Annotated in this window: 21 protein-coding genes; 5 read left to right on the forward strand and 16 right to left on the reverse strand. The window is 50.2% G+C overall.

The genetic code is table 11. The features are described 5' to 3' along the window. Nucleotides 1-39: 39 nt before the first annotated feature. Together HZU75_RS07175 and HZU75_RS07180 are read right to left on the reverse strand one after the other, a co-directional pair. Nucleotides 40-1,182: a glycerate kinase family protein gene (locus HZU75_RS07175; protein ID WP_180308450.1), complete on the reverse strand. Its 1,143-nt coding sequence runs from the start codon at nucleotides 1,180-1,182 to the stop codon at nucleotides 40-42. 78 nt (nucleotides 1,183-1,260) lie between these two features. Next, nucleotides 1,261-1,665: a carbohydrate-binding protein gene (locus tag HZU75_RS07180; protein WP_180308451.1), complete on the reverse strand. Its 405-nt coding sequence runs from the start codon at nucleotides 1,663-1,665 to the stop codon at nucleotides 1,261-1,263. Between the two features lie 206 nt (nucleotides 1,666-1,871). Between HZU75_RS07180 and HZU75_RS07185 the strand changes: the two genes are divergently transcribed. The 3 genes from HZU75_RS07185 to HZU75_RS17645 are packed head-to-tail and all read left to right on the forward strand — an operon-like array spanning nucleotide 1,872 to nucleotide 5,138. Beyond that, on the forward strand, nucleotides 1,872-3,176 hold the full coding sequence (locus HZU75_RS07185) for an HD-GYP domain-containing protein (protein ID WP_180308452.1): 1,305 nt from the start codon (nucleotides 1,872-1,874) through the stop codon (nucleotides 3,174-3,176). An 11-nt stretch (nucleotides 3,177-3,187) separates the two neighbouring features. Beyond that, entirely contained in the window at nucleotides 3,188-3,706 is a 519-nt protein-coding gene (locus HZU75_RS07190) for a PAS domain-containing protein (protein WP_180308453.1), read from the forward strand. Continuing rightward, entirely contained in the window at nucleotides 3,681-5,138 is a 1,458-nt protein-coding gene (locus HZU75_RS17645) for a methyl-accepting chemotaxis protein (protein ID WP_180308454.1), read from the forward strand. The genes HZU75_RS07190 and HZU75_RS17645 overlap by 26 nt, the downstream gene beginning before the upstream one ends. Nucleotides 5,139-5,230: 92 nt before the next feature. Here the strand turns inward: HZU75_RS17645 and HZU75_RS07200 are convergent, their stop codons facing one another. The 3 genes from HZU75_RS07200 to glnK form a co-directional block, all read right to left on the reverse strand. Next, entirely contained in the window at nucleotides 5,231-6,835 is a 1,605-nt protein-coding gene (locus HZU75_RS07200) for a methyl-accepting chemotaxis protein (RefSeq protein ID WP_180308455.1), read from the reverse strand. 141 nt (nucleotides 6,836-6,976) lie between these two features. Then, nucleotides 6,977-8,497: an ammonium transporter gene (gene amt, locus HZU75_RS07205; RefSeq protein ID WP_228028229.1), complete on the reverse strand. Its 1,521-nt coding sequence runs from the start codon at nucleotides 8,495-8,497 to the stop codon at nucleotides 6,977-6,979. Between the two features lie 25 nt (nucleotides 8,498-8,522). Beyond that, entirely contained in the window at nucleotides 8,523-8,861 is a 339-nt protein-coding gene (glnK, locus tag HZU75_RS07210; protein ID WP_180308456.1) for a P-II family nitrogen regulator, read from the reverse strand. Nucleotides 8,862-9,112: 251 nt separating this feature from the next. Between glnK and HZU75_RS07215 the strand changes: the two genes are divergently transcribed. Both HZU75_RS07215 and HZU75_RS07220 read left to right on the forward strand, forming a co-directional pair. Continuing rightward, nucleotides 9,113-9,373 carry an accessory factor UbiK family protein gene (locus HZU75_RS07215; protein WP_180308457.1) on the forward strand — a complete coding sequence of 87 codons (261 nt, stop codon included), beginning with the start codon at nucleotides 9,113-9,115 and terminating at the stop codon, nucleotides 9,371-9,373. Between the two features lie 119 nt (nucleotides 9,374-9,492). Continuing rightward, nucleotides 9,493-9,981 (forward strand): GNAT family N-acetyltransferase, encoded by a 489-nt coding sequence (locus HZU75_RS07220; protein WP_180308458.1) that lies wholly within the window; start codon nucleotides 9,493-9,495, stop codon nucleotides 9,979-9,981. A 125-nt stretch (nucleotides 9,982-10,106) separates the two neighbouring features. Here the strand turns inward: HZU75_RS07220 and HZU75_RS07225 are convergent, their stop codons facing one another. The 11 genes from HZU75_RS07225 to HZU75_RS07275 form a co-directional block, all read right to left on the reverse strand. Beyond that, on the reverse strand, nucleotides 10,107-10,535 hold the full coding sequence (locus HZU75_RS07225) for a F0F1 ATP synthase subunit epsilon (protein WP_180308459.1): 429 nt from the start codon (nucleotides 10,533-10,535) through the stop codon (nucleotides 10,107-10,109). A gap of 11 nt (nucleotides 10,536-10,546) precedes the next feature. Then, entirely contained in the window at nucleotides 10,547-11,926 is a 1,380-nt protein-coding gene (gene atpD, locus HZU75_RS07230) for a F0F1 ATP synthase subunit beta (RefSeq protein ID WP_180308460.1), read from the reverse strand. 35 nt (nucleotides 11,927-11,961) lie between these two features. Beyond that, nucleotides 11,962-12,840 carry a F0F1 ATP synthase subunit gamma gene (atpG, locus tag HZU75_RS07235; protein WP_180308461.1) on the reverse strand — a complete coding sequence of 293 codons (879 nt, stop codon included), beginning with the start codon at nucleotides 12,838-12,840 and terminating at the stop codon, nucleotides 11,962-11,964. A gap of 28 nt (nucleotides 12,841-12,868) precedes the next feature. After that, nucleotides 12,869-14,410, reverse strand: coding sequence for a F0F1 ATP synthase subunit alpha (gene atpA, locus HZU75_RS07240; RefSeq protein WP_180308462.1), 1,542 nt, complete (start codon nucleotides 14,408-14,410; stop codon nucleotides 12,869-12,871). Nucleotides 14,411-14,418: 8 nt separating this feature from the next. Beyond that, a complete protein-coding gene (locus tag HZU75_RS07245) occupies nucleotides 14,419-14,955 on the reverse strand; it encodes a F0F1 ATP synthase subunit delta (RefSeq protein WP_180308463.1) in 537 nt (178 codons plus the stop codon). Between the two features lie 7 nt (nucleotides 14,956-14,962). Beyond that, nucleotides 14,963-15,433 (reverse strand): F0F1 ATP synthase subunit B, encoded by a 471-nt coding sequence (locus tag HZU75_RS07250; RefSeq protein WP_180308464.1) that lies wholly within the window; start codon nucleotides 15,431-15,433, stop codon nucleotides 14,963-14,965. A gap of 33 nt (nucleotides 15,434-15,466) precedes the next feature. Then, nucleotides 15,467-15,751, reverse strand: coding sequence for a F0F1 ATP synthase subunit C (atpE, locus tag HZU75_RS07255; RefSeq protein ID WP_179355872.1), 285 nt, complete (start codon nucleotides 15,749-15,751; stop codon nucleotides 15,467-15,469). 98 nt (nucleotides 15,752-15,849) lie between these two features. Continuing rightward, nucleotides 15,850-16,647: a F0F1 ATP synthase subunit A gene (gene atpB, locus HZU75_RS07260; RefSeq protein ID WP_180308465.1), complete on the reverse strand. Its 798-nt coding sequence runs from the start codon at nucleotides 16,645-16,647 to the stop codon at nucleotides 15,850-15,852. A gap of 3 nt (nucleotides 16,648-16,650) precedes the next feature. Then, complete coding sequence (locus HZU75_RS07265; RefSeq protein WP_308419455.1) at nucleotides 16,651-17,025, reverse strand: ATP synthase subunit I; 375 nt, start codon at nucleotides 17,023-17,025, stop codon at nucleotides 16,651-16,653. Nucleotides 17,026-17,211: 186 nt separating this feature from the next. Beyond that, nucleotides 17,212-18,048: a ParB/RepB/Spo0J family partition protein gene (locus HZU75_RS07270; RefSeq protein WP_180308467.1), complete on the reverse strand. Its 837-nt coding sequence runs from the start codon at nucleotides 18,046-18,048 to the stop codon at nucleotides 17,212-17,214. A 68-nt stretch (nucleotides 18,049-18,116) separates the two neighbouring features. Further along, a complete protein-coding gene (locus tag HZU75_RS07275) occupies nucleotides 18,117-18,902 on the reverse strand; it encodes a ParA family protein (protein ID WP_308419456.1) in 786 nt (261 codons plus the stop codon). Nucleotides 18,903-18,971: the final 69 nt, after the last annotated feature.

Consider the following 18,971-nt stretch of genomic DNA (forward strand, 5'->3'; position numbering starts at 1 on the left):
CAAAACTATATAAAATAAAGCCCACACCGATATACCCATTTATTTTTGTAGCAGCCTTATAACAGCGGCGACATTACGTGCCGTATGCGCCAAGTGCTGCTCGGCATTGGCAAGCGCGCTCTCCAGTGGCATAGCGGCAGGTACACAGGAAAAAACGGCATCAATACCGTGCGCATACACGGCCGCTACATCGGCACGTACGCAACCGCCAATGGCAATTACCGGCACCGCATAACGCTTGGCTAACTGCGCCACTCCGATTGGCACTTTACCCAATATGGTTTGGGCATCGAGACAGCCTTCACCCGTGATCACCAAATCTGCATCGGCCAAGTGCTGCTCGAGTTGAGTCGCCTGCAACACAATATCGACGCCACGCCGCATACACACATTGGGCAAAAATGCCAAAGCCGCAGCGCCCATGCCGCCAGCAGCCCCTGCCCCCGGCAGGGCTGACACAGCTTTCCCCAACTGAGCCTGAATCACCGCCGCATAATGAGCCAATGCCGCATCTAAAATGGCCACCATTTCAGTCGTGGCCCCCTTTTGCGGGCCAAAAACAGCGGCAGCCCCGCGCTGACCGATCAGTGGATTATCCACATCGCAGGCAATCTCGAATTCGCAGTCAGCGAGGCGCGAATCTATATCGGTCAGATCAATGCGCGCCAATTGAGCCAGCGCAGCACCGCCCGGGATGATTGGCTGTCCGTCACAATCCAGCAGCCCCACCCCAAGTGCTTGCAACATCCCGGCGCCACCGTCATTAGTCGCGGAACCGCCCAGTGCCAAAATAAAGCGGCGCGCCCCCGCATCCAAAGCAGCTTTCAACAAATCGCCGGTACCGGCAGAACTCGTCAAACAAGGGTTACGCTGCGCGGGCGGGATGAGTGCCAGACCACTGGCCGTGGCCATTTCAATGACCGCAGTTTGCCGATCGCCCAATAAGCCCCAGCTGGCATGAATCAAATTCCCCAACGGGTTACGCACGATAGTCTGCTGCAATTGACCAGCAGTGGCATCCACTAATGTCGCCGCTGTGCCCTCGCCCCCATCCGCCAGCGGAACCCCAATCAACTGCACGTCAGGCAATATTTCAGCCATCGCGTTGGCAATGATCTGCACCACCCATTTGGCGCTTAATGATTCTTTAAACGAATCAGGCGCGATAACAATTTTTTTCATCACACCTCAGCTTAGCATTTAACTGTGGAGTATTTTTCTTTAAGCAATGTTATTAAAGGGATGCCGACATATACCCCATTATCGAGGCTGAGGATAATCCTGCCCTCTTAAATCTTCCCACAAGCTAGGAGCACGGTCAGGGCTCCAGCCCGCCCCTTTCTCAGCCTTATGACTTTGCAAGCAGCGATAGGTGCGGCCACGATAAGTACTTAACTGGCCTTTATAGTATTGTCGCCCCTCGCGCCAGCTACCTTGCTCAGCAGGAGCCATCTCGCGGTCGATTTTTCGCCACAGCGATGGTGCGGCTTCTGGGTTCCAATTCGCGCCTTTGGTGGCTTCATGCCCTTGCAGCGCTTCATACACTTGCCCGCGATAATGCACCCGCTCACCTTGGCGATAATAATCGCCTTCATGCCAGCCACCCGCTGCCCAAATTGCCGAGCTGCATACCAGCGCCATAAATCCGGCTACATACGATTTCATAGTTTTTCCTTATTCACAGTATTGCCTCAGTATCGGCCAGATAGCAGCACCAGCCGATGATGATGCTCACATCTGGTGCGGCAATATTCCCACGCCCGGCGATTGCTAGGGTCTACAGTTTACTGCGCGCTGCAACATTTTTTGGGGGAGAAAGTATTTTTTAGGCTAAAACGAATAACCTCTTTCAATCATTGGCAGGCTTGGCCATGTATAACCATGAAGTGACCAGCGATGTCATCTCAACCTTTCGCATCCGGCTATTCGATATGATCTGCGCGCTTTCTACGGCGCTGGACTTGCTAGACCCCGCCTTGGGATCGCACCAGAAACGCACCTGCCTAATTGCCGCACAAATTGCCCGTAATATGGCGCTGGATGACAATGATTACCAAGATGTTTTTGGCGCTGCGATTTTTCACGACATCGGTGCAATTGGTCTGCATGACCGCCTCGCCATGCTGGATTTTGAAGAGCACGATGCCCATACACATGCTCGACTTGGCGGCTTATTACTATCACGCTTTCCCGGCTTTAACCGCTACGCACCGCTCGTGCATTGCCACCATGTGCAATGGAATTATGGTGAGGGAGCGCAGCATGAAGGCAAAGCCGTACCGCTGATGAGCCATCTAATTTATCTGGCCGATCGCATCGAAGTATTGGCACAAGGCCAAGATAATATCCTTGGTGCAGCTCCCGAAATCGTCGAACAAATATGCGATGCAAGTGGGCGCAAATTTCACCCGTTGTTTGTTGAGGCATTTAGCAAAACAGCACAACAGGAAAGCTTCTGGCTCGACATATTTTCTAAGAATCTAGACCGGATTCTGATGGATTTGGCACCTTTCGATAACATTGATCTGGACTTGGAGCAAATGCTGCAATTTGCCCAGTTTTTCGCCCTCGTCATCGACTCTCGCAGCCATTTCACCGCTACCCATTCTGCTGGGGTGGCCATTACCGCCGAAACCATTGCCCGCAACTTAGGAATGAGCGCGCAAGAATGCACCAAAATGCGGATGGCCGGCTATCTACATGATCTGGGTAAACTCGCAGTACCCAACGAGTACATCGAACGACAAGGCATCTTGGAAGAAAAAGAAATGGCGCGGGTGCGCTCACACAGCTACCTGACGCTGGACATTCTAAGCATGATCAAAGGCTTGGAAGATGTCACCGAATGGGCCGCATGTCATCATGAACGGCTCGATGGCAGTGGCTATCCTTATCACCGTACTAGCACTGAATTATCGTTGGGCGCGCGCATTATGGCCGTAGCCGATGTTTATACCGCCCTAACCGAAGATCGCCCTTACCGCTCGGGCATGCGCCCTTCCGAAGTACTCGCCATGCTCGATGAACTCAAAGATCAGGGAAAACTAGATCCCATTGTGGTCAATACCCTGAAAGAAAATCTTCCCTCGATCGAAGCGGCTCGCATCCGCGCCCAGAGTCAGGAAGGACTGGATTTAATCGAATTTTGGCAGCTTGCCACCAAGTCGCTGCAATAAGGCAATCTACGATGAAAAGCCGCATCATCCCGACGCAGCACGAGAAAATCATGCGCGAAAATGATTTTATCGTCTCCAAAACCGACACTAAAGGTCGGATCACCTATGGCAACCGGATTTTCATTGAATACTCCGGCTATTCCGAACATGAGTTACTCGGCGCCCAGCACAATATTATTCGCCACCCCGATATGCCACGCGGGGTATTCAAATACCTATGGGACACCATCGCCAGCGGGCAGGAAGTCTTTGCCTATGTCAAAAATATGGCCAAAGACGGTAGCTATTACTGGGTGTTTGCCAATGTAACACCCGATTACGATAGCAACGGCAACATCATTGGGTATCTTTCTGTACGCCGCTGCCCTAAACGTTCAGCAGTTGATACCTGTACGGGTTTATACCAGCAAATGCTCGCAGCAGAGCAGCAAGCCGGCCCACGCGATGCATGTGCTGCTTCGCTTGCGTTGCTAGGCTCGGTACTGCAACAACATGGAGTGAGTTATGAAGAGCTTGTCCTTTCACTCTAGGGTAACGCTAGTCGTTATTTTCTTGTGCAGCCTGCTGGGGATTCATTTTTTAGTGTCTTGGTACCTACAAGGCTTTCAAAGCTGGTCTTTAATACTGCTGCTGGCCGGCATCGTCACCGGGCATCTGTATGTTTTACGCTCGCGCACCGATATGGCACTGCTGCAGCAAATCGAGCGGATTGCCGGTGATGTTGCAGCAGGCAAAGTCACCGAGCGAATTGTACATATCCCCAGCACCGATGAATTTGGCCGGATCAGCTGGGCCATTAATGACATGCTCGATCAGCTGGAAGCCTGTTTTCGTGAGCAGCAAACCACGTTACAAATGGCCAGCCAAGGTAAATTTTTTCGCAAAGCTCAGCCAGTCGGCGTACACGGCGAGTTTCGTGCCGCACTGGATCGCACCAATCAATCACTTCTCGTGCTGGAAAAAAATGCGTTTAAAGAGCGGCGTAATGGTTTGCTATCGCAACTCGGTGAGCTCAATACCCGCAATTTATTAGCAAATCTGGAAATGACCCAAGGCGATATGGTCGGTATTGCCAGCGCCACCGATGATCTGGCGGGCTTATCGAGTCAAAATGTGGCCGATGCCGAAGATAGTCGCCAGCAAGTTGTGCAACTGATTAATACCTTAATGGCGATGATTCAGCATATTGATGAAACCAGCGCCGCGGTAGATGGCTTTGGCAACCTTGCCGCCAAAGTGAGCTCGTCAGTGAATATGATTGCCGATCTGTCCGACCAGACCAATTTGCTGGCACTCAACGCCGCTATTGAGGCGGCGAGGGCGGGTGAACAGGGGCGTGGCTTTGCAGTGGTCGCCGATGAAGTACGCAAATTGGCCGAACGCAGCAAAACCGCATCCAGTGAGATCGGGTCGGTAATGGGTGAATTACAGGAAAAAGCCACCAGCATCAGTCAGGTGAGCAGCACTATGCGGCAAATGGCCCACGAGTCTGGCGAGCATGTCACAGGGATTGAGCAGCGCTTCCAAAGCAGTGAACAGCGCGCCAAACAAGCCTTACAACGCATTGCTTACGTACAAGATGTCTGCCACACCTCACAAGCTAAAGTGGAAATTTTGTACTTCAAACAGAACGGCTATATCAACATCATGGGCGGGGACTTGGCTCGCAAAGCTCAGCAAACCTTGCAATTGCAGGCAAATGACAGCGTTTTTGGCCACTGGTATGCCAGTGTTAATAGCCTACGCGATTACAACCAGTACAGTGCCTTCCGTGAATTGGCGGCACCCCAGCAATTACTCTACCAAGCCATGCATCAGGTTGTTGAGCTGGCCGATAGCAATTGGCCAGACGATCCACAGTTACAACATCAAATTCAGGCGCAGTTTCAAAGTGTTGAAAATGCCAGTCAAAAATTATTTTTATCCCTGGATCAATTGGTACTGCAAAAGCATCAGCACTAAAAAAAGCGCTCTGATTGAGCGCTTTTTTACATACCCCACTACAGTACCAAAATAAAACCCAAATAATGCAATGACTAGAACGAGATACCCATTTAAAGCCTAAACTTAGTGACAGCTTGTTCTAAATCTCTAGCTTGTCCACTCAACTTTTTCGCTTGCTCAGCTGCCCCACTGAAAGTACTGAGGTTTTCCCGTGCATTGTGATCAATTTCATCCACATAACGTGTCACAGCGTGGGTTTGTTCGGCCTGCACTGCCATCACACTGAGTAAATCATCCACCGCATGTACGACATCCTGGCTGCTATTCACAATAAGGCTCATTGTTTCTTCCGCGACCTGCGTTTCATGTAAACCCTGATCCGCCAGACTCACGTTCTGATTCATACCCGCCACCACCTGTGCGGTTTGATCGCGAATGGTACTAATGGCCGCCACGATATCTTGAGTGGCTTGTGTGGTGCGCTCGGCCAGTTTGCGTACCTCATCGGCGACAACCGCAAAGCCACGCCCCTGTTCGCCCGCCCTAGCGGCTTCAATGGCCGCATTGAGGGCTAACAGATTCGTTTGATCCGCAATTTCACGAATACTGGTCACCAGACTGGAGATGGATTCCGTTTTATCCCCCAACTCCTGTACTGCAGATGCGGCAGTGTTAATCCCGCCAGCTAGCACTTGCAAGCTACCTGCTACGGTTTTGACGCGCGTAATCCCATCTGAAGCGTGAGTACCCGCTTCACGCGCCAAGCCAATTGCCTGCTGAGTCCCCTGCTCCATCTGCTGCAGACCGGAATTGGTTTGCGCAATACTGTGCTGAATTCCTGCTACCGCCTGATTCATCGTTTCGGCACGATTTAGCAGGTTTTGTACCCGGGCATCCTGGCCGCTGGCGGATTGCCCAAGTTGATCGGATACTTGCCGAATCGCACGCACCACATGTTTAAGCTGGCTTTGCATCTGGCTCACGCCAGCAAGCAAGGAGCCTGAATTTTGAAACTGAATCGCCTGACTTAAATCACCTGCACCGATCTGCCCGACCAGCTGACTTAAATCGGCAGGCTCCATTTCCAGCGGTTGATAAATCTTGCGTGCGATCCACCACAAAGCCGCACACACAGCCAAGCCAACCAGCACAAATAAAATCAGCATATTGCGCGTGGACGCATCCAAAGCCCCGCGTTCTTCAGTTTGTGCTTGATTAAATTGCGACTGTATCTTGCTATCCATCTCACCGATCAGATTGGAAAGCTCGGCACCCGCAGCATCAATCTTGTCATCACTGGCGGCAAAAGCCGCTTCATCGGCTTTGGTTTCAATCAGCTTAGGCAGATCAATCAGCGCAGCCTCTTTTAAGCGGGCAAATTTTTCGCGAATCAGGGCCTGACTAGCAGGATCATCCAGTTGCCCAATCGCAGCCTCAATACTGGTAATTAAGGCCTGCCCTTCTGCCACGCGCTCCGGCTGTACCTTGCCCTCATCTTTATCCACAATATTGTCCATTGCCAGCAAAGTGACTTCGACGACTTTAGTCCGCAATTGCCCGAGTACATTACTTTGATGAGCTAAATGTCCGGCCTTATTCACTTGGCTGGACACCTGCTGCTGGCTGAGCCAGCTATTGATGCCCAGCGCAGTCAAACCCGCTAAAACGGTTGCAGCAAGGATCAGCAGCCACTGTTTAATTTGAATCTGTTTCATACCTGACTCTTATTTGTGCGAGATAGTACTTAAATGTAGCAAATTACGTCAGGCTTGCTGAAAAAAAGCCCACCGCATCGTGAGATGGGTGGGCTTGTAAAATGTACTCGGTGACAAGTACACAGGAACAACCACGATTAATTACAGGTTATAAGCTTTCTCACCATGGCTAGTTACATCCAAACCTTCACGCTCTTCGTCTTCTTTCACACGCAGACCGATTGTCAGATCAACCAATTTATAAGCAATTGCGGCAACCACACCTGACCATGCGATGGTAACTAGTACGCCAATCGTTTGGATTTTGACTTGCGCTGCAATGCTGTAACCCGAAGCAACGCCATTAGCAACATAATCCCACACGCCAGTACCACCGAGATCTGGGCTGGCAAACACACCGGTTAGAATAGCGCCCAAGATACCGCACACGCCATGCACACCAAACACATCGAGTGAATCATCCGCACCGAGCAGTCGTTTCAAGCCATGTACACCCCACAAGCCAGCCACACCTGCGATCAAGCCCATCACCAAACCACCACCCACGCCGACAAAACCAGCCGCAGGGGTAATCACCACCAAGCCTGCTACCGCGCCAGATGCAGCACCCAATAGAGATGGCTTACCTTTTAAGATCCACTCAGCGATCAACCAGCTCATTGCTGCCGCTGCCGGAGCGACCCAAGTATTCACGAAGGCGAGTGCCGCAGTGCCATTTGCTTCAAGCGCAGAGCCGGCGTTGAAACCAAACCAGCCAAACCAAAGCAATGACGCACCAATCATCGTCATGGTCAGGCTATGTGGTGTCATTGGGTCGCGACCGTAACCGATACGTTTACCCACAAAGTACGAACCAACCAAACCCGCAACCGCAGCATTAATATGGACCACAGTACCACCGGCAAAATCCAGCGCACCGTCTTGGAACAGATAACCCGCAGTTTTAGTCGCAGCTTCTGCCGCTGCCGCATTGATGTAGGCATCCGGGCCAGCCCAGTACCAAACCATATGCGCAATTGGCAGGTAGCTGAAAGTAAACCAAATCACGCAGAACACCAGTACGGCTGAGAATTTGATGCGCTCTGCAAACGAGCCCACGATCAGACCGCACGTGATGGCTGCAAAGGCGCCCTGGAAGGCGATGTAGATCAATTCAGAAATGCCAATGCCTTTATTGAAGGTGGCAGCAATTGAGTCTGGCGTCACACCTTTGAGCATTACTTTGGACAGCGATCCAAAGAATGCATTGCCTTCGGTAAACGCCACACTGTAGCCATATACGACCCACAGAATCGAGATCAGGCTAAACAGCGTAAAGACTTGCATGAGTACCGACAGCATATTTTTGCTGCGCACCAGACCACCGTAGAACAATGCTAAACCGGGAATTGACATCAAAATCACCAACGCAGTCGCCACAAATAACCATGTGTTATCGCCTTTGTTGATCGTAATTACTGGTGCCGCAACCGCGCTTGTGCTCGCCTCGACTGTCGATGCAATTGGTGCACTTGCCATCGCAGATGCAAGCTCAGCTTTAACTTCGCTGGCTACTACTGCCGCTGCCGATGCATCTACTGCACTGGCAGTTTCCTCGGCAAAGCTCGGTGCCGCAAATAACATGGCACCCAGTAGCGCCAGTGAACTTAGTATTTTTTTCATTTCGCTCTCTCCAGTATGCTGAATCTTAAATCGCAGCTTCGCCAGTCTCGCTGGTACGAATGCGCACAATATGGGCTAGATCGAAGACAAAAATTTTGCCATCGCCAATCTTGCCAGTGTGGGCGGCCTTTTCAATGGCTTCGATCGCCTGATCAAGCATCTCGTCCGCAATCGCGATTTCGATTTTTACCTTAGGTAAGAAATCAACGACGTATTCAGCGCCACGATATAACTCGGTGTGGCCTTTTTGCCGACCAAAACCTTTTACTTCGGTGACGGTCAAACCTTGCACACCAATTTCGGATAAAGCTTCACGCACTTCATCAAGCTTGAAGGGCTTAATAATCGCAGTAACAAATTTCATGGCTTGCTCCTTGATTAGGAAATTATTGTTGGACGTTTTGTTATTAGCATTAAGCGTGCCAACTGAAAAAATCGCACAAATTCATCTGTTTATGATGAATTCATAGGCACAAAGCACTAAATTGATACAAGCTACAAAAGGCCGCAAACAAGCAAGCACCATTTAGGTGCATCAATCCGCACCATGCAACTTTCTGCGATCTGCTAAACTCATATACAGCAGCATCAACCAATGACCGTAAGGAGTACGTCATGCTGAAAGATAAGTTTTTTGATGAAATTGCCGGCAAAATTTCTGATGCGATTGCTTCTAGCCCAGCGAAAGACATGGAAAAAAATGTGCGTGCCATGATGGGAAGTGCATTCACCAAATTGGATTTAGTGACACGCGAAGAATTTGAAATTCAGCAGGAAGTGCTCGCACGCACTCGCGAAACACTTACCCAGCTTGAAGCACGCGTAGCGGATCTAGAATCTCGCCTTCAATTGAATAACCCTCAAGACGGAATTTGAGCCTTACAACATTTCGATTTACAACACCCAAAACTAAAACCGAGCCACGTGCTCGGTTTTTTTGTAACATAAAGTAAGCGTTAACCCTAATCATTGAGACCACCGTGCTAGCCGAGACCATGCCAGAAGCCACTTTTGCGATTTCAAATGCCGGAATTCTAGATCTTGATGATCTAGCGCCGTTATTTAACGCCTATCGTCAATTTTATATTGATACCTCGCTGCGCTACGCCAGCTATTCACAAGATACCGAAGAGGCACGAGCGTTTTTATCCCAGCGCTTAGTACAAAGCGACTCTCGCCTATATTTGGTGCGTGACACGGCAGGGAAAGCCATCGGCTTTACTCAGGTTTTTGAGAGCTTTTCATCAATGAGCCTGTGCCGCTGCTGGGTATTGAATGATTTGTTTGTACTACCAGAGCTGCGCGGACAGAAGATTGGTGCGGCGCTGCTGGCCCACGTAGAACGCGAAGCCAAAGCTATTGGGGTCGGGATGCTCACGATGCAAACCTCACCAGAAAACGTCAATGCACACCGTTTGTATCAGAAAATGGGCTATCAGCGTGAAATGGGGCATCTGCACTTTGTTCGTCGATTAAACCAATAGCCATCTCTAGGGTATCCAGAAGAAGATCAATCAAAATCTTGTATAGCTGCATATACCCATCAAAATAAAAAAACCAGCCCGTAGGCTGGTTTTTTGTTTAGTGCAAAACCATCGTAAAGCGATGATTAGTGGCCGCGCCGTTTGATCTTGTCGATGACAGCAAGTTTTGCAACTGCTTCGACCAATTCGGCCTGCGCCATGGCAAAGTCCATCGTAGAAGCGTGATTGCGCAACGCTTCCTCTGCCTTGCGCTTTGCTTCTTGCGCTTTGGCTTCATCGATGTCTGCACCACGAATCGCAGTGTCGGCCAATACCGTTACCACATCCGGCTGAACTTCGAGCATGCCACCTGAAACAAACAGAATGACATCATCTTCGTTCGAGTTAGCGATCTTGATACGGATCGCGCCCGGGCGAATGCGGGTCAACAGCGGCGCGTGCCGCGGCAAGATACCGATCTCACCCTTGTCGGCAGGCGCAGAGATGAACTCAGCGGTACCAGAGTAGATCAGCTCTTCAGCGCTAACTACGTCCACATGCATGGTCATGGCCATAGCTTAACCCCTTATTGCATTGATTTGGCTTTTTCGATCGCTTCTTCGATGCCGCCAACCATGTAGAAGGCTTGCTCTGGGAGGTGATCGTAATCGCCATTCAAGATGCCCTTGAAGCCCTTGAGGGTTTCTTTGAGCGGAACGTACTTGCCTGGAGAACCAGTGAACACTTCGGCCACGTGGAACGGTTGTGACAAGAAACGCTGGATCTTACGAGCACGTGATACGGCCAGTTTGTCTTCAGGAGACAATTCGTCCATACCCAGAATCGCGATAATGTCTTGCAATTCTTTGTACTTTTGCAGGGTAGACTGAACACCACGTGCAACGGTGTAGTGCTCTTCACCAACCACTTGTGGATCCAGCTGACGTGAAGTCGAATCCAGTGGATCTACCGCAGGGTAGATACCCAGAGACGCAATATCACGGCTCAATACGACAGTCGCGTCCAAGTGAGCGAATGTTGTAGCTGGAGACGGGTCAGTCAAGTCATCCGCAGGTACGTATACGGCTTGAATCGATGTAATCGAACCAGTTTTGGTTGAAGTGATACGCTCTTGCAGAGCACCCATCTCTTCAGCCAATGTTGGCTGGTAACCTACCGCTGAAGGCATACGGCCCAACAGAGCGGAAACTTCAGTACCGGCCAATGTGTAACGGTAGATGTTGTCTACGAAGAACAGGATGTCACGGCCTTCATCACGGAAGTGTTCCGCGATCGACAAACCAGTCAACGCTACGCGCAAACGGTTGCCAGGAGGCTCATTCATCTGACCATAAACCATCGCCACTTTATCAAGAACGTTAGAGTCCTTCATTTCGTGGTAGAAGTCGTTACCCTCACGAGTACGCTCACCTACACCAGCGAACACAGACAAACCGCTGTGCGCTTTAGCGATGTTGTTGATCAATTCCATCATGTTTACGGTTTTGCCTACACCGGCACCACCAAACAGACCAACTTTACCACCCTTGGCGAACGGGCATACCAAGTCAATTACCTTGATACCAGTTTCCAAGAGGTCAATGCTTTGGTTCAACTCATCAAACTTAGGCGCAGTTTGGTGAATAGCACGAGTTGCCTCGGCGTTCACAGGACCCGCTTCGTCGATTGGGTTGCCCAATACATCCATAATACGGCCCAGCGTTGCTTTACCTACAGGAACCGAAATCGGCGCGCCTGTATTTGTTACGCTAGTACCACGTTTAATACCATCGGTAGTACCCATGGCAATGGCGCGCACTACGCCGTCACCGAGCTGCTGCTGAACTTCCAGCGTCAGGTCTGTGCCAACTAGTTTGAGCGCGTCATACACCTTGGGCAGGTTGTCGCGTGGAAATTGCACGTCAACAACTGGTCCAATGATTTGTACGATTTTACCTTGGCTCATCGTTTTTCCTAATCCAGTTAATCCGTCAGGGCCCATTAAACTGCTGCAGCACCAGATACGATTTCCGAAAGCTCTTTCGTAATCGCAGCTTGACGCGTTTTGTTGTACAGCAGTTGCAGGGAGCCGATTACCTTGTCAGCGTTATCGGTTGCGGCCTTCATTGCGACCATACGAGCTGCATTTTCTGATGCCATGTTTTCCGCTACAGACTGGTAAACCAGTGCTTCGATATAGCGGTTCATCAAGTCATCAATCACAGTTTTTGCATCTGGCTCATACAGGTATTCCCAGTTATGAGTACGCGCAGGCTTTTTAGCCGGCTCAAATGCTTCGCTCGCAAGTGGCAACAATTGCTCTAGCACTGGCTCTTGTTTCATCGTGTTGACGAAACGTGTGTAAGCGATATGAACTTCATCCACTTCACCAGCAATATAAGCATCGATCATTACTTTGATCGGGCCAATCAGCTGTTCCAGGTGTGGGGTATCACCAAGACCAACAACGGAAGAAATTACCTTCGCGCCATTGCGGTTCATAAACCCATAACCCTTATTGCCGATTGCAGTTACAACCGTCTCAACGCCTTTTTGGTGCAGTTCTTTCACATTATTGAAAGCCAGACGCAGCGCGTTGGTGTTCAAACCACCACACAAGCCTTTGTCTGAGGTCACCATAATCAGGCCAACCCGTTTGACGGTGTCGCGCTTTTGGAGATATGGGTGCTGATAGTCGACAAGAGCTTGGCTCAGGTGGGCTGCTACATTACGGATTTTTTCACCGTAAGGACGAGCAGCCTTCATACGTTCCTGAGCCTTGCGCATTTTCGACGTGGCAACCATTTCCATGGCGCGGGTGATCTTCTGCGTATTTTTTACGCTTTTGATCTTGGTACGAATCTCTTTACCGCCTGCCATGATCTGATCCTTTTATCTACGTCTCAAATCAGTAAGCAGCGCCGGCCTTGAAGGATTCCGCAGCTTTCAGGATTGCAGCTTCATCATCAGAAGAAAGTTCACCTTTCTCATCGATGCGCGCCAATACATCAGCGTGGTTTGCCTTGAGGTGGCTCAGGAAAGCAGCTTCGAATGCCAGAGCACGGTCAACTGCAACATCAGCAAATACGCCTTTGTTGATCAGCAACAGGGTCACGCCCAATTCGCCGACTTTCAGTGGGCTGTACTGAGCTTGTTTCATCAACTCAGTCACCAACTTACCGTTTTCCAACTGTTTACGAGTCGCTTCGTCCAAATCAGACGCGAACTGAGCAAATGCTGCCAATTCACGGTACTGAGCCAGAGCCAGACGTACACCGCCACCCAATTTCTTGATGACTTTAGTTTGCGCCGCGCCACCTACACGTGATACCGAAATACCCGCGTTCATCGCTGGGCGAATACCCGCGTTGAACAAGTCAGTTTCCAAGAAGATCTGACCGTCAGTAATCGAAATTACGTTGGTTGGTACGAATGCAGAAACGTCACCAGCTTGGGTTTCAATGATAGGCAATGCAGTCAAAGAACCAGTTTTGCCTTTCACAGCGCCGTTAGTCAATTTCTCAACTTCGACTTCATTGATACGTGCAGCACGTTCCAGCAGACGAGAGTGGAGATAGAATACGTCGCCAGGGAATGCTTCACGACCTGGTGGACGACGCAGCAACAATGAAATTTGACGGTAAGCAACAGCTTGCTTAGACAAATCATCGTAAACGATCAATGCGTCTTCACCGCGATCGCGGAAGAATTCACCCATCGTGCAACCAGAGTATGCAGCGATGTATTGCAGAGCAGCAGATTCAGAAGCGGCAGCAGCAACCACGATCGTGTGTGCCAATGCGCCGTGCTCTTCCAATTTACGAACCACGTTCGCAATCGAAGAAGCTTTCTGGCCGATCGCAACGTAGATACACGTTACGCCGGTGCCTTTCTGGTTGATGATCGCGTCCAATGCAACGGCAGTTTTACCGGTTTGACGGTCACCAATGATCAACTCACGCTGACCACGACCTACTGGAACCATCGTATCGATTGATTTAATACCGGTTTGCAGTGGTTGCGATACAGATTGACGAGCAATTACGCCTGGCGCAATTTTTTCGATCGGAGCTGATTCGGTAGTGCCCAAAGGACCTTTACCGTCGATAGGCTGACCCAACGCGTTTACAACGCGGCCAACCAACTCACGACCTACTGGAACTTCCAGAATGCGGCCAGTACATTTAACCTCATCGCCTTCGGCGATGTGTTTGTAGTCACCCAAAATTACGGCACCTACGGAATCACGCTCCAAGTTGAGCGCCAAACCGAAGGTATTACCCGGAAATTCCAGCATCTCGCCTTGCATAACTTCAGACAGGCCGTGCACACGCACGATACCGTCAGTTACTGACACAACAGTACCAGTAGTGCTGGACTGTGCGCCTTGCGGCAGATTCTGGATCCGAGCTTTAATCAGTTCACTGATTTCGGACGGATTAAGTTGCATGATTTCTCCTAACTCTTCAGGCTCGTTGCAAGAGCAGTTAATTTGCCGCGTACAGAGGCATCAATAACCAGATCACCGATTGTTACCTTGATACCACCGATCAAATCGGGGTTCACGCTAACATCGGCAGTGATCTTGCGCTTGAGTTGCTGATTGAGCGTAGCCGTCAGTTCGGCCAGTTGGGCATCAGTCACAGCAAAAGCAGACTCGATGTGCGCTTGCGCTACACCTTCGTCTGCCGCTTTCAGTTCTTCGAATAACGCCGCCACTGCCGGTAGGGTAGTAAAGCGACGATTCTCAATCACTGTTGCCAGGAAGTTTTTAACCTCTGCGTTAGCATCAACGCCCAGGAGCCCGACCAACAGCTCCTGAACCTGAGTAGCAGAACACTTTGGATTAGCCACTACGTCAAGGGCATCCTTGTCACCTGCGATTTGCGCAAGGTTAGCAAGCACGTCCGACCACAGAGACAAGGTATTGCTCTCTTTGGCCAAGCGGAATACCGCTTCAGCGTAGGGTCTAGCGACGGTTATAAGTTCTGCCATGACTGTCTTACAATTCCGCTTTGATAGATGACAGCATATCAGCATGCTTAGCAGCGTCTACTTCGCGCTGCAGAATCTTCTCAGCACCAGCAACGGCCAAAGTAGCCACTTGCTGACGGAGTGTTTCTTTTGCATGTTGAATTTGCTGCTCGATTTCACCTTGGGCACCAGCGATCAGGCGTTCGCCTTCTACTTTGGCATTACCTTTGGCTTCATCGACGAGTTGTGCAGCACGCTTTTCAGCCTGTGCAATGATCTCAGCTGCTTGTTGCTTAGCTTCACGCAGTTTGTCTGCTGATTTTTTCTCAGCATTCTCAAGATCAAGCTTTGCGCGATCAGCGGCGGCAAGGCCATCGGCGATGCGCTTGGCACGCTCATCCATCATCTTGGTCAGCGGAGGCCAAACAAACTTCATCGTGAATAAGATCAGGATCGCAAATGTGATCATCTGACCTACAAGAGACATATTAAATTCCACGCTGAATGTCCTCCTTAAAGGCTGATCAATTGATTAGTGAGCAGCAGCAGTCAGGGCAGCAAGGAATGGGTTGTTGAAGGTGTAAAGCATCGCAACACCAACGCCGATCATAGAGATCGCGTCCAACAGACCAGCAATAATGAACAGTTTAGTTTGCAAAACTGGGATCATTTCTGGTTGACGAGCAGAAGACTCGAGGAATTTACCGCCGAGAATCGCGAAACCGAGAGCGGTACCGATCGCAGCCAGACCAATGATGATCGCAGCAGCGATTACAGTCATACCTTGTACGGAAGCAATTACTTCAGGTGTTGCCATTTTTGATACTCCTAAGGGTTAAATCAAAATTTACTAGGTTGGGTAAAACTTTGTCCGACGTCGTGCACCCAACCGACACACGCCACCGGACAGAAATCTTAGTGGTCTTCGACAGCCAAGCTCAGGTAAACGATGGTCAACATCATAAATACGAAGGCTTGCAGCGTAACAACCAGAATGTGGAAGATTGCCCATGGCGCACCCAGCACCCAGTTAATCCACCATGGCAACAATGCGATCAAGATGAAGATCAACTCACCAGCGTACATGTTACCGAACAGACGCAGCGCCAGAGAGATTGGCTTCGCTGCCAATTCGATCAGCTGGAATGCAAAGTTCACTGGCAACAAGATAATCGTCATCACCAAGCCTTCAGCATGGAATGGTGCAGTGAATAGCTCTTTGATCCAGCCAAACAGACCTTTGGCAGAAATTGAGAACCCGATAATCAGCAGCATCACAGTCAGTGACATCGCGAAAGTTTGGTTCACGTCAGCAGTTGGCACCACACGCAGGTAAACGTGATGTGGGTCAGCACCGAAGAATGTAGCGCCGATCCATTGAGCAATTGTTGGCAATAGATCAACAGGCAAAAAGTCCATGCTGTTCATCAGGAAAACCCAGCAGAAAATTGTCAGGCTGAGTGGGCCAATAACTTTAGATTTAGCGTGGAAAGCATCTTTGATCTGGGTGTCGACCATTTCGACAATCAATTCAACGAAGTTTTGCAAACGACCTGGCACGCCTGAAGTGGCTTTATTTGCCACATAAGCAAACACACCAACAAACAAAAAGCCCAAAATCAGCGCAATCCAGAAGGTATCCAAGTGGATGCCGCCGGCGGATTTGGCAAAGGTCAAATGGTGCTGGATATAACTAGTTGCATCTTGTGCCATGATCTACTTTTTACCGTCAAATTGAATTAAAAGCCCAAACCAGTAGGCGCTTGCAGCTGCCAGGTATCCAACAAACACCCAAAGCCAATCTGCCTGCCGGTATAAAACAAATAACGCTGCAAACGCGAGCAACGTCATACAAAGCTTGGCCATTTCTGCCGCAAAATGGCGGCGCATAATTTCTGCTGCCGGGGCAAATTTCACGCTGTAGGCGATGGTTGCGTACAACACACTACCCAAAATTGCGATTAATCCACCTAAACCACTTGCAATTGCTGCTTTCTGACCCAAAATCAGTAGGAGCGCAACAGCGAGTACCACTGTGATCGCCACCTTCAAGCGAATCACGCCCCGAATCTGTGCTGTCCTGACCATCATTCCACCGTAAGTGAAACCCCGCGATTATACGGAGTAGATTTGCCCTACGTCAATTTTACACATTGACTTAGCGGCATTTATTTTTCAACTTGATGCTAACCGGGTAAAAGAAAAGCCTTTCTTTTTAAACAAGTAATCATCAATTCAGAATTGGCGCCACATTTTGGTGCGCCGAACGCACCAGACTTACATACGCGCCAACAAGGCGTCTAATTGCGCTTCATTTTCAAACTCAATCGTAATTCTGCCCTGCCCTTTCTTTCCGGCCAGAATCTGTACCTTCGTCCCCAATCGGGCAGAAAGGTTCTCTTGACGCGCAATTATTTGTGGGTCTACCGTCACTGGTTTTTTTTGCTGCGGTTCTGCTTGCATCTTTTTCACTAGCGCCTCTACTTCACGCACCGACAGGCCCTTGAGCACGACATGCCTAGCAGCCTCTAGTTGGCGATCTGCGTTCAGTGGCAATAAGGCGCGGGCGTGCCCCATATCCAACTGCCCAGCAAGCAACATTTCACGCACCGCAGGCTCCAGATTCAACAACCGCAGTAGATTAGCTACCGCCGAACGCGACTTGCCTAATGCATGTGCTGCGGCTTCTTGCGTGAGGCCAAATTCATCAACCAAACGCTGAATGCCAATAGCTTCTTCGAGTGGGTTGAGGTTCTCACGCTGGATATTTTCGATCAGCGCCATCGCCAACGCAGCTTCGTCAGCAATCTCACGCACCAGCGCCGGTATTTCAGTCAGGCCAGCCAATTGAGCCGCGCGCCAGCGGCGCTCACCCGCAATAATTTCATACTGCTCAAGCCCAACTTCGCGCACCAGAATCGGCTGCATTAGCCCTTGGGCGCGGATCGAATTAGCCAACTCTTCCAGCGCTTCTTCATTCATCAAAGTTCGCGGCTGATATTTACCAGGCTGCAAGGCCGTCACTGCCAGCGTTTTTAGCGCATCACTTGCTGCTGGATCGCCCATAAGCGCATCCAGACCACGACCCAAGCCTTTGAATTTTTTACTGACCATTGCGATTCCAATGATTGATTTAATAGGGTATTTACCGCTAAGCCAATCTATACATGGCTTGGCAGTAATTACATCACAGGCATTGCTTCCTGAGCGCCGTGACGTGCCAGCAGTTCTTCCGCCAAAGCCAGATAGGCTTGCGCGCCTTTGGATGACTTATCGTAAGCCAAAATCGGCCGCCCGTAGCTGGGGGCTTCAGCCAGCCGCACATTACGCGGGATCACAGTGTGATACAGCTTGCTGGTGAAATGCTTCACCAGTTGATCCGACACTTGCTGCGCCAAGGTTGAACGCGGATCAAACATGGTGCGCAATAAGCCTTCGATTTCAATTTTACGATTGAGGTTTTGTTTAATGCGTTTGAGCGTATTGACCAGATCAGACAACCCCTCAAGCGCATAATATTCGCACTGCATCGGGATCATCACGGCATCGGCAGCGACCAAACCATTGAGCGTGAGCAAATTGAGCGCAGGCGGGCAATCAAGAATAATAAAGTCATATTGCCCAGCCACTTGCTGCAACGCAGTCTTCAAGCGGGTTTCGCGCGCCTCGGCATCAACCAACTCCACTTCGGCACCCGCTAAATCTCGACTAGCTGGCAGCACGGCATAGCCACCTGACTCTGAAGGCTGAATGGTTTGGCCAATGTCTGAATCACCGATTAATAAGGAATACACCGAGTGGCGAAGCTTGGCCTTATCAATACCCGAGCCCATCGTGGCGTTGGCCTGCGGATCGAGATCAACCAGCAACACGCGCTTGCCCAAATGCGCAAGGCTCGCGGCCAAATTGACGGCGGTCGTGGTTTTACCTACGCCCCCTTTTTGATTCGCAATCGCCAATATTTTCATCAATCCACTCTCTATTTGCTCAGGCCTTCACCGATTTGCTAGTTTACTCGGACAACGCGGCTTTTTGAT

This window comes from Chitinibacter fontanus, assembly GCF_013423785.1.
GTDB classification, from domain to species: domain Bacteria; phylum Pseudomonadota; class Gammaproteobacteria; order Burkholderiales; family Chitinibacteraceae; genus Chitinibacter; species Chitinibacter fontanus.